At 68.6% G+C, this 13,775-nt stretch carries 14 protein-coding genes; 5 read left to right on the forward strand and 9 right to left on the reverse strand.

The annotated features are described in order from the left end of the window. Positions 1–62 precede the first annotated feature (62 nt). From sigM to trxA, 4 genes are all read left to right on the forward strand, one after another. Positions 63–809 carry an RNA polymerase sigma factor SigM gene (gene sigM / locus ACIQNU_RS28740; RefSeq protein ID WP_401372080.1) on the forward strand — a complete coding sequence of 249 codons (747 nt, stop codon included), beginning with the start codon at positions 63–65 and terminating at the stop codon, positions 807–809. Continuing rightward, the gene (locus tag ACIQNU_RS28745; protein WP_401371980.1) at positions 806–1,786 is read left to right on the forward strand and encodes a hypothetical protein; all 981 of its coding nucleotides are present in this window, start codon (positions 806–808) and stop codon (positions 1,784–1,786) included. The genes sigM and ACIQNU_RS28745 overlap by 4 nt, the downstream gene beginning before the upstream one ends. A gap of 171 nt (positions 1,787–1,957) precedes the next feature. Further along, positions 1,958–2,917 (forward strand): thioredoxin-disulfide reductase, encoded by a 960-nt coding sequence (trxB, locus tag ACIQNU_RS28750; RefSeq protein ID WP_401371982.1) that lies wholly within the window; start codon positions 1,958–1,960, stop codon positions 2,915–2,917. A gap of 44 nt (positions 2,918–2,961) precedes the next feature. Beyond that, on the forward strand, positions 2,962–3,294 hold the full coding sequence (gene trxA, locus ACIQNU_RS28755) for a thioredoxin (protein ID WP_401371984.1): 333 nt from the start codon (positions 2,962–2,964) through the stop codon (positions 3,292–3,294). Between the two features lie 64 nt (positions 3,295–3,358). Here the strand turns inward: trxA and ACIQNU_RS28760 are convergent, their stop codons facing one another. From ACIQNU_RS28760 to rpmH, 9 genes are all read right to left on the reverse strand, one after another. Then, the gene (locus ACIQNU_RS28760) at positions 3,359–3,976 is read right to left on the reverse strand and encodes a GNAT family N-acetyltransferase (RefSeq protein ID WP_401371986.1); all 618 of its coding nucleotides are present in this window, start codon (positions 3,974–3,976) and stop codon (positions 3,359–3,361) included. A 331-nt stretch (positions 3,977–4,307) separates the two neighbouring features. Next, the gene (locus ACIQNU_RS28765; protein ID WP_401371988.1) at positions 4,308–5,402 is read right to left on the reverse strand and encodes a ParB/RepB/Spo0J family partition protein; all 1,095 of its coding nucleotides are present in this window, start codon (positions 5,400–5,402) and stop codon (positions 4,308–4,310) included. Next, positions 5,399–6,478, reverse strand: a complete 1,080-nt coding sequence (locus ACIQNU_RS28770; RefSeq protein WP_401372082.1) for a ParA family protein — start codon at positions 6,476–6,478, stop codon at positions 5,399–5,401. Before ACIQNU_RS28770 ends, ACIQNU_RS28765 begins: the two co-directional genes overlap by 4 nt. A gap of 391 nt (positions 6,479–6,869) precedes the next feature. Beyond that, positions 6,870–7,586 (reverse strand): 16S rRNA (guanine(527)-N(7))-methyltransferase RsmG, encoded by a 717-nt coding sequence (gene rsmG, locus ACIQNU_RS28775; RefSeq protein WP_401371990.1) that lies wholly within the window; start codon positions 7,584–7,586, stop codon positions 6,870–6,872. A gap of 104 nt (positions 7,587–7,690) precedes the next feature. Continuing rightward, entirely contained in the window at positions 7,691–8,203 is a 513-nt protein-coding gene (locus ACIQNU_RS28780; protein ID WP_401371992.1) for a protein jag, read from the reverse strand. A 16-nt stretch (positions 8,204–8,219) separates the two neighbouring features. After that, entirely contained in the window at positions 8,220–9,530 is a 1,311-nt protein-coding gene (yidC, locus tag ACIQNU_RS28785; protein ID WP_401371994.1) for a membrane protein insertase YidC, read from the reverse strand. 3 nt (positions 9,531–9,533) lie between these two features. Beyond that, complete coding sequence (yidD, locus tag ACIQNU_RS28790; protein WP_401371996.1) at positions 9,534–9,893, reverse strand: membrane protein insertion efficiency factor YidD; 360 nt, start codon at positions 9,891–9,893, stop codon at positions 9,534–9,536. Beyond that, complete coding sequence (gene rnpA / locus ACIQNU_RS28795) at positions 9,890–10,261, reverse strand: ribonuclease P protein component (protein WP_401371998.1); 372 nt, start codon at positions 10,259–10,261, stop codon at positions 9,890–9,892. The genes yidD and rnpA overlap by 4 nt, the downstream gene beginning before the upstream one ends. A 21-nt stretch (positions 10,262–10,282) precedes the next feature. Then, on the reverse strand, positions 10,283–10,420 hold the full coding sequence (rpmH, locus tag ACIQNU_RS28800; protein ID WP_003949374.1) for a 50S ribosomal protein L34: 138 nt from the start codon (positions 10,418–10,420) through the stop codon (positions 10,283–10,285). Between the two features lie 426 nt (positions 10,421–10,846). Here rpmH and dnaA point away from each other — a divergent pair, with 426 nt between their 5' ends. Further along, positions 10,847–12,928, forward strand: a complete 2,082-nt coding sequence (gene dnaA / locus ACIQNU_RS28805; protein WP_401372000.1) for a chromosomal replication initiator protein DnaA — start codon at positions 10,847–10,849, stop codon at positions 12,926–12,928. Positions 12,929–13,775 lie beyond the last annotated feature (847 nt).

The raw sequence follows: 13,775 nt of genomic DNA on the forward strand, positions 1-13,775 counted from the left end.
CAGCTCACCGACGGGTCCGGGGGAGGGTGGTTTCGACCGTGGCCGACGCCGTGTACGACGGTATGCGCGACCAGGATCTCCTGGCGCGCCACGTCGACGGGGACAAGGACGCCTTCGGCGAGCTTGTCCGGCGCCACCGCGACCGGCTGTGGGCCGTGGCCCTGCGCACCCTGGGAGACCGCGAGGAAGCCGCGGACGCCGTCCAGGACGCTCTCGTCTCCGCCTACCGCGCCGCCCACACCTTCCGCGGCCAGTCCGCCGTCACCACCTGGCTGCACCGCATCACCGTGAACGCCTGCCTGGACCGCGCCCGGAAGGCCGCGTCGCGCAGGACGGCGCCCGTGGACGACACGGAGCGCCTGGAGCAGCTTCTGGAGCCGCACGAGTCGGCCTACGCACCCGCCGAGCGCAAGGATCTGCACCGCGAACTGCTCGCCGCCCTGGGCACCCTGCCCCCGGACCAGCGCGCCGCACTCGTCCTGGTCGACATGCAGGGCTACCCCGTCGCGGAGGCCGCCCGGGTGCTCGACGTCCCCACGGGCACCGTGAAGAGCCGGTGCGCCCGAGGCAGAGCAAGACTGCTCCCGCTGCTGTCCCATCTACGGACGCAGAGAAGCGACCCCGACGGCGGAGACGGCCGAAGCGGTGGAAGCGGTGGAAGCGGTGGGAACGCAGCCGGAGACGGCGGTACGAAGGCGGGCGAGGAAGGGAACCAGTCCACGGGGACATCCGTCCCACCCGCAGGAGAAGACCCGGAGACGGGCCCGAGCGATTCAGCGGCAGTGAAGGGCGGAGGTGGACGAGCGTGACATCGACGACCGACGCGGCCGGGCACCCGGACGTCGACGAGATCTCCGATCTCACCGAGGGCCTCCTCCCCCCGAGCCGTAGCGAGGACGTCCAGCGGCACGTCGACTCCTGCGAGCTGTGTGCCGACGTCCATTCCTCCCTCGAAGAGATCCGCGGACTACTCGGCTCCCTGCCGGGTCAGACCCGGATGCCCGTCGATGTGGCCGAGCGGATCGATGCCGCACTCGCCGCCGAAGCGCTTCTCTCGTCCACCGTCCCACCCCAGACCACCTCGCCCGAGGACGCCGCCGAGTCCGGGGAAGGGGAGAGCGACACCTCGGCCGTCGATGTTTCACGTGAAACATCGACGGCCGCACCGACGGCCGCATCACCGACCAGCGCCCCCACCGCACCGGCCGACCGCCCCGCGGGCCATCCGCGAGGGAAGACCGGACCCGGCCGGGGCTCCCGAGGGCGGGCCGGACGGCGCAGGACCATCACGCTGGGCGCCGTCTTCACGGCCGCGGCAATCGGGATCGGCTCCCTGCTGATCCAGTCCCTCGGTGGCGCCGACGAGCCCGGCAAGGCGACCCAGCAGCCTTCTGACAGCGTCCTCGCCTTCTCCGAGGGAAAGCTGGAGGGGCAGGTGACGGACCTCCTGAGTCAGCGCGCCGTGCCGCAGTCGTCCCCGAGCACGATGTCGTCCTTCGATGTGCGGTCCAGCCCGGACACTCCCCGGTCGAACGCTCCCCTTCGGGAGGAGACGAACGTGGGGGTCACAGTGCCCGAGTGCATAAAGAAGGGCATCGGCCGCTTCGACGCTCCACTGGCGGCCGAGCAGGGCACCTACGAAGGCACGGACGCCTACCTCGTCGTCCTCCCGCATGAGACGGACACGACGCAGGTCTCCGCCTATGTCGTCGACGCCGCCTGTGCCCGGCAGCAGACCGGCCCCGCAGGCAAGGTTCTGCTCACCCACTCCTACGCTCGGCACTGAGCCGAGGCATCTGTCCACACCCCCGCGCCACGGGGTGTGGACACGCGTGCGTGTGCGCCCGGACACGTCGGGAATGCGGGCCCCGTAGGATCCGTTGGGTGGTGTGAGAGTCCCGAGTGAGGCGCTCCCGCCAGCAGTACGCAGCAGTCTCCAGAGACGAGGAATGAAGCCGTGAGCGACGTCCGAAACGTGATCATCATCGGCTCCGGGCCCGCCGGCTATACGGCGGCGCTTTACACCGCGCGCGCGTCGCTGAAGCCGTTGGTCTTCGAGGGCGCTGTCACCGCAGGCGGTGCGCTGATGAACACCACCGAGGTGGAGAACTTCCCGGGCTTCCAGGACGGCATCATGGGTCCCGAGCTGATGGACAACATGCGCGCCCAGTCGGAGCGCTTCGGCGCCGAGCTGGTCCCGGACGACATCGTCAATGTCGACCTCAGCGGTGAGATCAAGACTGTCACCGACACCGCGGGCACCGTACACAAGGCGAAGGCCGTCATCGTGGCGACCGGCTCCCAGCACCGCAAGCTCGGCCTGCCGAACGAGGACGCCCTCTCCGGACGGGGTGTCTCCTGGTGTGCGACCTGTGACGGGTTCTTCTTCAAGGACCAGGACATCGCCGTGATCGGCGGCGGGGACACCGCGATGGAGGAGGCGACCTTCCTGTCGCGCTTCGCCAAGTCGGTGACGATCGTGCACCGCCGGGACTCGCTGCGTGCCTCCAAGGCCATGCAGGACCGTGCCTTCGCCGACCCCAAGATCAAGTTCATCTGGGACAGCGAGGTCGCGGAGATCCACGGGGACCCGAAGCTCGCCGGGCTGACCCTGCGCAACCTCAAGACGGGCGAGACCTCGGAGCTGCCGGTGACGGGGCTGTTCATCGCGATCGGGCATGACCCGCGCACCGAGCTGTTCAAGGGCCAGCTGGACCTGGACGACGAGGGCTACCTCAAGGTGGAGGCCCCCTCCACCCGGACGAACCTCACCGGTGTCTTCGGCGCGGGCGATGTCGTCGACCACACCTATCGGCAGGCGATCACCGCGGCGGGCACCGGTTGCTCCGCGGCCCTGGACGCCGAGCGCTACCTCGCCGCACTCGCCGACAGCGAGACCGCAGCGGCCACCGTCTGATCCCCCTATCCGCCTCACCGCACCATCGAGTTAAGGAGCCCGCCGTGGCCGGCACCCTGAAGAACGTGACCGACGACTCCTTCGAGCAGGACGTGCTCAAGAGCGACAAGCCCGTACTGGTGGACTTCTGGGCCGCCTGGTGCGGTCCGTGCCGCCAGATCGCGCCGTCCCTCGAAGCGATCGCGGCTGAGTACGGCGACAAGATCGAGGTCGTCAAGCTGAACATTGACGAGAACCCGGATACGGCCGCCAAGTACGGCGTCATGTCCATCCCGACCCTGAACGTGTACCAGGGTGGCGAGGTCGCCAAGACCATCGTCGGTGCCAAGCCGAAGGCAGCCATCGAGCGCGACCTGGCGGACTTCATCGCCGAGTAGTCGGTGGCGATGTTTCACGTGAAACACGAATGGGTCAGCCCGGTCGGGTTGGCCCATTCGTGCGTCACAGGGGTCGGAGTACGGGTTCCTTCTGGACCGCTCCGAGCAGACGGTCGAGTGCCATCTCGACGTCCTCCTTCCAGGAGAGCGTCGTACGCAGCTCCAGTCGGAGCCGTGGATGGGCGTGGTGCGGCCGGACGGTCTTGAACCCCACGGCGAGCAGATGGTCCGCCGGGAGCACACACGCCGGCTCCTTCCAGCGGGCGTCCCCGAACGCCTCGATCGCCTTGAAGCCCCGGCGCAGCAGATCCTTCGCCACGGTCTGCACCATGACCCGACCCAACCCCTGCCCCTGGTATCCCGGTGTGATCCACGCCGTCATCAGCAGCACGGCGTCAGGGGAGACCGGGCTCGTCGGGAAGGCGGTGGCGCGGGGGACATACGCGGGAGGCGCGTAGAGCACAAAGCCGACCGGGACATCGTCCACGTAGACGACCCGCCCGCACGAGCCCCACTCCAGAAGGACGGCGGAGATCCACGCCTCCTTCTCCAGCTCGGATCTGCCTGCCTTTACCGCGGCCTGCCCACTGACCGGATCCAACTCCCAGAAGACGCAGGACCGACAGCGCTCGGGGAGATCCGGAAGGTTGTCCAGCGTGAGCGGTACGAGCCGACGCCCCATGAAGGCCGTTCCTCACTTCCTTCGCCCGCCACCCCGCGGGCTGCTGCCAGAGCGCTCCGTTCCCTGAGGAAACCGCCGACGAACCCGCCGACCGCTCCGAACCCCAAACCTGCGGTCAGTAGACCGGTGCGGCTCACCGTTCGCATGGCCCTCGCCTCCCCGAAGAGGTCCCGCCAGGTGGATGCGCCTACTCCTTCGCATCGTATCCACGAAGCGATTGCATCGATACCGACTGAAAGCAAAGAGCGGGTCGTTTTCCGGTACACACCGGACACGACCCGCTCTCACGGTATTCAGCCCCACAGGGCCGGCTGAGCCCCCTTCTCCGGGCTCAGTCCTCCTCGCCCTCAGGACCCTCGGTGAGACCCTTCTGCAGGACCGGGCCCTCGCCGGGCGCCAGGGACCCGAGGATGCGCTCCAGGTCGTCCATCGAGGCGAACTCGACGACGATCTTGCCCTTCTTCTGCCCCAGGTCGACCTTCACCCGGGTTTCGAACCGGTCCGAGAGACGCGTCGCCAGCTCGGTCAGCGCGGGAGAGAGCCGAGCACCGGCCCGAGGTCCCTTGGCCCTGGTCGGGGCCTGCGGACGCGACCCCATGAGGGTGACAATCTCCTCGACGGCACGCACCGAGAGCCCTTCGGCCACGATGCGGTGGGCGAGGCGGTCCTGCTCCTCCGGGTCCTCCACGGACAGCAGCGCACGGGCGTGGCCCGCGGACAGTACACCGGCGGCGACCCGCCGTTGGACGGCCGGCGGGAGCCGGAGCAGCCGCAGGGTGTTGGAGACCTGAGGCCGCGACCGGCCGATGCGATCGGCGAGCTGGTCGTGCGTGCAGTTGAAGTCCTTGAGGAGCTGGTCATAGGCGAAGGCCTCTTCCAGCGGGTTCAACTGCGCGCGGTGCAGGTTCTCCAGGAGGGCGTCCAGGAGCATCTTGTCGTCGTCCGTGGCACGGACGATCGCCGGGATCTGCTCCAGTTCCGCCTTGCGGCAGGCCCGCAGGCGCCGCTCACCCATGATCAGCTCATAGCGCCCGGGGCCCAACTGTCGTACGACGATGGGCTGGAGGAGGCCGACCTCCTTGATGGAGGTGACGAGTTCGGCGAGGGCGTCGTCGTCGAACTCCTTGCGCGGCTGCCGCGGGTTGGGTGTGATGGAGTCCAGCGGCAGCTCCGCGAAGTGCGCCCCCGCCGGGTTGTCCAGGACCTCTTCCGGAGCCCCCATCGACTCCATGATCTCCGGCGATGCCGTGCCCTGCGGCAGCATGGTCACCTTGGCCGCTGCCACACCGCGTTCCGCGGTGAGGACAGGGCCGACGCCTGGCGAGGCTCCGTTGGCCGGGCCCGACGGCGCCGATTTCTCGGGCGTCGGCGCCGCCGGGATCAAGGCGCCCAGGCCACGGCCCAGACCCCTACGTCGCTCACTCACTGGATCCCCTCCGCCATACTCTGCTGATCGTTCTGAGCGCCCAGATGGGCAGCGTGCTGGGCGTCGTACTGCATGCCCACCCCCCGCAGCGCGATCTCACGCGCCGCCTCAAGGTAGGACAGTGCACCACTTGAACCCGGGTCATACGTCAAGACCGTCTGGCCGTAGCTCGGTGCCTCGGAGATCCGGACCGAGCGCGGGATGCTCGTTCTGAGGACCTCCTCACCGAAGTGGGTGCGCACCTCGTCGGCCACCTGGGAGGCCAGCCGGGTGCGGCCGTCGTACATGGTGAGCAGAATCGTCGACACGTGCAGCGAGGGGTTCAGATGACCCCGGACCAGATCGACGTTCCGCAGGAGCTGGCCCAGCCCTTCCAGGGCGTAGTACTCGCACTGGATCGGGATGAGGACCTCGGCTCCGGCCACCATGGCGTTCACCGTCAGCAGGCCCAGCGACGGCGGGCAGTCGATCAGGATGTAGTCCAGCGGCTGCTCGTACGCCTTGATGGCTCGCTCCAGCCGGCTCTCCCTGGCAACCAGGGAGACCAACTCGATCTCGGCACCGGCCAGATCGATGGTGGCGGGGGCGCAGAAGAGACCTTCGACGTCGGCTACCGGCTGGACCACATCGGAGAGCGGCTTGCTCTCGACCAACACGTCGTAGATAGAAGGGACTTCGGCGTGATGGTCGATACCCAGTGCTGTCGACGCATTGCCCTGGGGGTCGAGGTCGACCACCAGTACTCGGCCGCCGTGCAGGGCGAGCGACGCGGCAAGGTTGACCGTCGTGGTCGTCTTGCCGACGCCGCCCTTCTGGTTGGCGACCACCATGACGCGGGTCTGCTCCGGGCGGGGCAGACCTTCGCCGGCACGGCCCAGAGCTTCCATCGCCAGTTGGGCAGCACGACCGATGGGGGTGTCGTCCATCGGGGGCGGTGTTTCACGTGAAACATCCTCCCCCGTCGACTCGGTACGGGGACCGGGGACCGGATCGGCCATCGGTCCCGCGATGTTGGCGTTGGACCGCAAGGATTCACTCTCCTCGACTTCAGACTCGCAATGAACAGAGCCTGCCATGTCTTTGGGGTCGCGAACCAGCGAGGCCCGGTCTTCTGTGGAGAAATCCACCTCTGTGGACAACTCCGTGCCCCCTGCGGGGGGCTCCAGGCGGCCCAGAGGTCGGCGATCGCGGGGTTCGGCCGCAGCCCGGCCGCGACTGATGATGCCTTGCAGCAGTGAGCGACGTTTCACGTGAAACACGATGCCTAGCCGCCACCGCCGTTTCGGCGTGACACTCCGGGATGCGTACGTTTGCCAGCTTCTGTGGAGTACGGCTCGTCGTCAGGACGGCTGAGCGCTCCGCCGCGAACCGCACCCCGCCCCACCACCTCAGCCCCGAACCGCACTCCGCCCCACCACCCTCACCCGGGGGCCACGCTCGGCCGGGCCACCACCGGTACCGCCCGCCTCAGCGGCGTCGGCGCGCTCGTCCCGTGCTCGCGGCCTTGGCGCGCTTCGCCGCGAAGCGCACTCCCCCCGGGCTCTCCCCGACCTCGACCCGTACGACCGTCGCCAGCGGGTCGACGATGTCCTCGCCGACATGGAGGACGGAGGTCCGTACCGCGCCGAGCTTGCTGAGGGCGGCCTTCGCCGCCTTGACCTCTTCCTCGGCCGTGTCGCCCTTGAGCGCCAGCATCTCTCCGTACGGGCGCAGCAGGGGGACGCCCCAGGCGGCGAGCCGGTCCAGCGGCGCCACGGCGCGGGCCGTCACCACATGGACCGGGGTCAGCGTGCCGAGGACTTCCTCCGCCCGCCCACGGACCACCGTCACATGGTCGAGGCCCAGCAGCTCCACCACCTCGTTGAGGAAGTTGGTGCGCCGCAGGAGCGGTTCCAGGAGGGTGATCTTCAGGTCGGGGCGGACCAGGGCGAGCGGGATTCCGGGGAGTCCTGCGCCCGACCCGACATCGCAGACGGTGACGCCTTCGGGCACGACGTCCGAGAGCACCGCACAGTTCAGCAGATGCCGCTCCCAGAGGCGGGGTACTTCTCGGGGGCCGATCAGACCGCGCCGGACGCCCGCGTCGGCCAGCAGCTCCGCGTACCGGACGGCGTCGCCGAAGCGATCACCGAATACCTCCCGGGCCTCTTCCGGCGCCGGGGGGAGTTCCGCTGCCTCCGTCACGGGGACCGTCCTTCCGTACCGCACCTCACACGGGGTGCTGACTATCAGGCTGACAAAGACCGGCCCCGTCTGCGAACAGACGGGGCCGGGACATCTCGGGTGGGTCAGGCGGGCAGTACGACGACGAAGCGCTCCGGCTCCTCGCCCTCGGACTCGCTCCGCAGCCCGGCGGCCTTGACCGCGTCGTGCACGACCTTGCGCTCGAAGGGTGTCATGGGCTGGAGCTTCACGGGCTCGCCGGTGTTCTTCACATCGGCGGCTGCCTTGACGCCCAGCTCCGACAGCTCTTCACGCTTCTTGGCGCGGTAGCCGGCGATGTCGAGCATCAGCCGGCTGCGGTCGCCGGTCTCGCGGTGCACGGCGAGCCGGGTCAGCTCCTGGAGCGCCTCCAGGACCTCGCCGTCCCGGCCCACGAGCTTCTGGAGGTCGCGGCCACCCGAGTCGCTGATGATCGACACGGCGGCGCGGTCGGCCTCGACGTCCATGTCGATGTCGCCGTCCAGGTCGGCGATGTCCAGCAGGCCCTCAAGGTAGTCCGCCGCGATCTCGCCCTCCTGCTCCAGGCGGCTCAGGGTGTCGCTGCCCTCGGCTGAGGCGGAGGTGGTGCCTTCCGTCACGGGATGGGCTCCTTCTTTACTTCTTGGACGGGTGCTTGGGGCGCTGCTGGCCCTTGCGCTGCCCGGTCTTGGCTTGGCTGCGGGTACCGCTGGACGCCGGCTTCGCGCCCGCCGGCTTGGCCGTGGGCGGGGCGTCCTCCGGCTCGTCGGACTTGGACAGGGACGTCTTCCCCGACGAGGCGGCGGAGCGGGCGGGTGCGGGGCCTTCGGGCGTCTTGCCGGTCGGCGGCGCGGCCTGGCGCTGGGACTTCGACTGCCGCTTGGGCTGCTGGCGCTTGGGTGCGGCACCGCCACCGGAGCCCGGCGTGCCGTCCTCGGTATCGGTGGCCACGGCGCTCTCCCCGACCGCCACGCTGCCGTCGGTCTGGGCGGCGAGGCCCGCCTTGCCGAGACCGTTGATGAACTTGCGCTCGAACTCGTTGCGGTCGCGGCCCTTGGCGACGATGGCCTTGATCGCGGCGCGCTGGCTGCGCTTGCGGACCTTCTTGCTGTGCGCGACGTGCTTCAGCAGCCGGTCCAGGAACGCGGCCTGCGCCTTGCTGCCCGGCGTCGGGTTCTGGTGGATCACGTACATCTGCTGGCCCATGGTCCACACGTTGGTGGTCAGCCAGTAGACGAGGACACCGACGGGGAAGTTGATGCCGAAGACGGCGAAGATGACGGGGAAGACGTACATCAGCATCTTCTGCTGCTGCATGAACGGCGTCTTGACCGTGGTGTCGACGTTCTTCGTCATCAGCTGGCGCTGCGTGTAGAACTGCGAGAACGACATCAGGACGATCATGATCGCGGTGACCACGCGGACGTCCATGAGCGTGGCGCCCAGGGCGGCGACCTTGTCCTGGCTGTCCATGAACTTCGCGGCGAGCGGGGCGCCGAAGATGTGCGCCTTCTGCGCGCTCTCCAGGAGCGGCTGGTCGATGACGCCGATCGTCTTGCCCGAGGCGATGCCGCTGAGCACGTGGTACAGGGCGAAGAAGAACGGGGACTGCGCCAGGATGGGAAGGCACGAGGAGAGCGGGTTGGTGCCCGACTCCTTGTACAGCTTCATCATCTCTTCGGACTGACGCTGTTTGTCGTTCTTGTAGCGCTCCTGGATCTTCTTCATCTCGGGCTGGAGCGTCTGCATCGCCCGCGTCGCCTTGATCTGCTTCACGAAGAGCGGGATCAGACAGATACGGATCAGGATCACCAGGGACACGATGGACAGGCCCCAGGCCCACCCCGTGTCAGGGCCGAAGACCGCACCGAACAGCGAGTGGAACTGGACGATGACCCATGAGACGGGTGTGGTGATGAAGCTGAACAGACTGGCAATCGTGTCCACTAATCAGGCTCCTTGGGCATGGGACGGGGTCTCGGCTGCAGGGCTCGCGGGGTCAGGAAGGCTGTCCCCGGAGGGAGCGCCGGCGGCGGTAGGCCCGCCCTTGCGGTCGCGCCAGGCACCACGCAGCATTTCGTGCCACCTCGGACGCTTGCGCGGCGGAACATGGTCGACTCCGCCGAGCGACCACGGGTTGCACCGCAGAATGCGCCAGGCGGTCAGCGCGGTGCCCTTGACCGCGCCATGCCGGTCGATGGCCTGGTATCCGTAGTGGGAGCACGACGGGTAGTACTTGCACACCGGCCCGAGCAGCGGACTGATCGTCCACTGGTAGAGCTTGATCAGTGCCAGCAGGGGGTACTTCATCGTGCGCCACCTCCCAGCAGCCGCTTCAGGGCGGCGTCCAGGTCTTGGGCCAGTTGTGCGTGGTCGGCACCACCCGCTTGGGGTAGCGCTCGTACGACTACCAGGCTACCGGGGGGCAGCAGGGCGATCCGGTCCCGCATCAGATGGCGAAGCCTGCGCTTCACCTTGTTGCGGACGACGGCTCCGCCCACCGCCTTGCTCACGACGAAACCCGCACGCGACGGGGGAACGCTCTCCCCAGGCGCGTGCGGGTCGGTGGCACCGTTACGTAGATGGACGACGAGGAGCGGGCGTCCGGCCCGGCGCCCCCGACGTACCGCGGTCGCGAAGTCCTCGCGCCGCCTCAGCCGATGCTCGGTAGGCAGCACGACGACATGACCTGACGGCGATCAGGCGGACAGACGGGCGCGACCCTTGCCACGGCGGGACGCGAGAATCGCGCGGCCGGCACGGGTACGCATACGCAGCCGGAAGCCGTGGGTCTTGGCGCGGCGACGGTTGTTCGGCTGGAAGGTGCGCTTGCTCACTCGGGGGCTCCAGAAATGAATTGGTGGGTGGCGGGGTGCCGCCTGGCTGTCACCGTGCGCCCACGAGTAGCTCGCATTACGCCCGAGTGCACCGCTTTCCCGATCACTCCGGGTGATCAAAGCACTCAGTGTGATCTATGCCCATCGGAGGCAGGCGGCAGCAGCCATCGACAACTCGACCTGGTCACGGTACGCGGGGCTACGCCATCCGGTCAAACCAGCGATCCCCGGCAGCGAGTAGGAGACACTGTGCACAGCCTGTGGACAACAACTTGAACCGCACCCGTCGCCCTGACTACCGTGGCTGAACTCCGATTCGTTCCCTTACCGCCGCAGCACCCGATCCGTTCCCCGGACACTTCGAAAGTTTTTCCGACCCCGTCCCAAGAACCACACCTTCGCGGGACCTGCGAGAGAGCGTGCCCTGTGGCTGACGTACCTGCCGATCTTGCCGCAGTGTGGCCACGAGTACTGGAGCAGCTTCTCGGTGAAGGCCGCGGACAGGGCGTCGAGGCGAAGGACGAACACTGGATCAAGCGCTGCCAGCCGCTGGCGCTGGTCGCGGACACGGCCCTGCTCGCCGTGCCGAACGAATTCGCCAAGGGAGTCCTGGAGGGCCGGCTCGCGCCGATCGTCAGCGAGTCGCTGACCCGTGAGTGCGGGCGCCCGATCCGGATCGCGATCACCGTCGACGACTCGGCGGGCGCGGAGCCCGGCCCGGCCCCCGCGCCGCTCCCGCAGCAGCGTTACGAGGAGCCGGAGCTGCCGCCCGCCTCCGGCCAGGGGCGCGACACCCGTGACGGCCGTGACACACGTGACGGCCGCGACGCCCGTGACACGTACGACGGTTACGGCCGCCGTCCCACCGACGAGCACCCGGGCGGACGCGGCGACCAGTTGCCGACCGCGCGCCCGGCGTACCCCGACTACCAGCGCGCGGAGCCCGGTGCCTGGCCGCGCGCACAGGACGAGTACAGCTGGCAGCAGCCACGCCTCGGCTTCCCCGAGCGGGATCCGTACGCGAACCCGGGCCAGCAGGGCCGGCGCGACTACCGCTCGCCGTCCCCGGACCGCTCCGGCTACGACTCGGAGCGGTCGCCGTACGACGCGGAGCGGGGGGCGTACGAGTCCGAGCGCGCGCCGTACGAGTCCGAGCGACCGCCGTACGAAGGGGAGCGCCCGGCCTACGAGGGGGAGCGCACACCGTACGAACAGGCACGTGCGGAGTACGAGCAGCGGACCGAGCGACGCGATCTGAACGAGCGGCGGGACCTCGGGGACCGGCGTGAGCTGTCCGACCCGCAGTCCGGGCCCGGCGGGCGCGGCTCCCACGGTCCCGGTTCGCACGGCGGTGGGGGTCCGCGCGGTCCCCATGGTGTGCACGGTGGCCCCCCGGGGTCCGTACAGCCCTCGTCGAGCGGTGCTCCCGGTCCGCTGGCCGCCCAGCCCGCGCCCGCGACCCGGCCCGGTGAGCCCACCGCCCGGCTGAACCCCAAATACCTGTTCGACACGTTCGTCATCGGCGCGTCGAACCGCTTCGCGCACGCCGCCGCGGTCGCCGTCGCCGAGGCGCCGGCCAAGGCGTACAACCCGCTCTTCATCTACGGGGAGTCGGGGCTCGGGAAGACGCATCTCCTGCACGCGATCGGGCACTACGCGCGCAGCCTGTACCCGGGCACCCGCGTGCGGTACGTCAGCTCCGAGGAGTTCACCAACGAGTTCATCAACTCCATCCGTGACGGCAAGGGCGACAACTTCCGCAAGCGTTACCGCGAGATGGACATCCTGTTGGTCGACGACATCCAGTTCCTGGCGGACAAGGAGTCGACGCAGGAGGAGTTCTTCCACACGTTCAATACGCTCCACAACGCGAACAAGCAGATCGTGCTGTCCTCGGACCGGCCGCCGAAGCAGTTGGTCACGCTGGAGGACCGGCTGCGCAACCGGTTCGAGTGGGGCCTGATCACCGATGTGCAGCCGCCCGAGCTGGAGACGCGTATCGCGATTCTCCGCAAAAAGGCGGTGCAGGAGCAGCTCAACGCACCGCCGGAGGTGCTGGAGTTCATCGCGTCCCGTATCTCGCGCAACATCCGGGAGCTGGAGGGCGCGCTGATCCGGGTGACGGCCTTCGCCTCGCTGAACCGGCAGCCGGTGGACCTGGGCCTGACGGAGATCGTCCTCAAGGACCTGATCCCGGGCGGCGAGGACTCGGCGCCCGAGATCACGGCGGCGGCGATCATGGCCGCGACCTCGGACTACTTCGGGCAGACGGTGGACGACCTGTGCGGGTCCTCGCGCAGCCGGGTGCTGGTGACAGCGCGGCAGATCGCGATGTATCTGTGCCGTGAGCTGACGGATCTCTCCCTGCCGAAGATCGGCGCGCAGTTCGGCGGGCGCGACCACACGACCGTGATGCACGCGGACCGCAAGATCCGGGCGCTGATGGCCGAGCGGCGCTCCATCTACAACCAGGTCACCGAGCTGACCAACCGCATCAAGAACGGCTGACACCGCCGAGACAGCCGAAACGGCAGCCGAAGGGCGCCCCGGGAGACCACCTCCCGAGGCGCCCTTCGTCGTGCGCGCGTCACCCGCTGTTCGATTACCTGTCCCGATGTGCCCGTTCTCCACAGATCTGCGGACTTTCTCGCGTCCACACCCTGGGGACCGGGAAGTTGTCCAGACCGCGTCCACAGGCGGAGCGGCCGGGGAGTGGTCGGCGCAGGTCAGGTGGCTGTGGATTCGTGGACAACCCCTCTCCACAGACTGTGGACGACGCGGCCGTCCACAGGGCGCCCCGGACGTTGTCCACCGCCCGCCCACAGGCAGCGGCCGGTTGTCCCCAGCTTCGGACGGCTTCTCCACACCTCTGTCCACTGTTCGGCAACGCAACGCGCTCTCTCACCGAGTCGAGTGAAAGGCGTCACACCAAGGTGTCGGGTTGGCCTGTGGGGAACGTGGGTAAAGCTGGGGACGGCCCTGGGGAGAAGTGGCCCCTGCCTGTGCATCGGGTGTGCAGAACTTTTCCCCGTCCACAGAGATGCCGGGTTGTCCACCGCCTCCACCCACAGGACCGGTGGACAAAAAACCGCCTCTGACCTGGGAAAACTAGGTTATCCACGGTATCCACAGCCCCTACTACTACTCCCAACTGGAGAGAAGGGGAGATTGGTTTCGAAGTGGGGGCTGTGCACAACTCGCGGTCCGGAGCGACAGGACCGGTCGGCACGACTTGACCCCGAGGGGCACCTACTGTCAGTGGCGTACGTCAGACTGTTCCCCGGTGTCCTTCCCATCCGTGGGTCCGGCGACACCGAGTCAGACGACGAAGCAGGCAGGGCGAGAGCAGCCAGCA

The sequence above is a fragment of the Streptomyces sp. NPDC091292 genome, from assembly GCF_044757265.1.
GTDB lineage: Bacteria > Actinomycetota > Actinomycetes > Streptomycetales > Streptomycetaceae > Streptomyces.

Bases quoted from the DNA above. Each gene is read 5' to 3' on its own strand.
- sigM (WP_401372080.1), top strand. From the start codon at position 63: ATGCGCGACCAGGATCTCCTGGCGCGCCACGTCGACGGGGACAAGGAC.
- yidD (WP_401371996.1), bottom strand. From the start codon at position 9,893: ATGAAGTACCCCCTGCTGGCACTGATCAAGCTCTACCAGTGGACGATC.
- ACIQNU_RS28770 (WP_401372082.1), bottom strand. From the start codon at position 6,478: ATGGCAGGCTCTGTTCATTGCGAGTCTGAAGTCGAGGAGAGTGAATCC.
- ACIQNU_RS28760 (WP_401371986.1), bottom strand. From the start codon at position 3,976: ATGGGGCGTCGGCTCGTACCGCTCACGCTGGACAACCTTCCGGATCTC.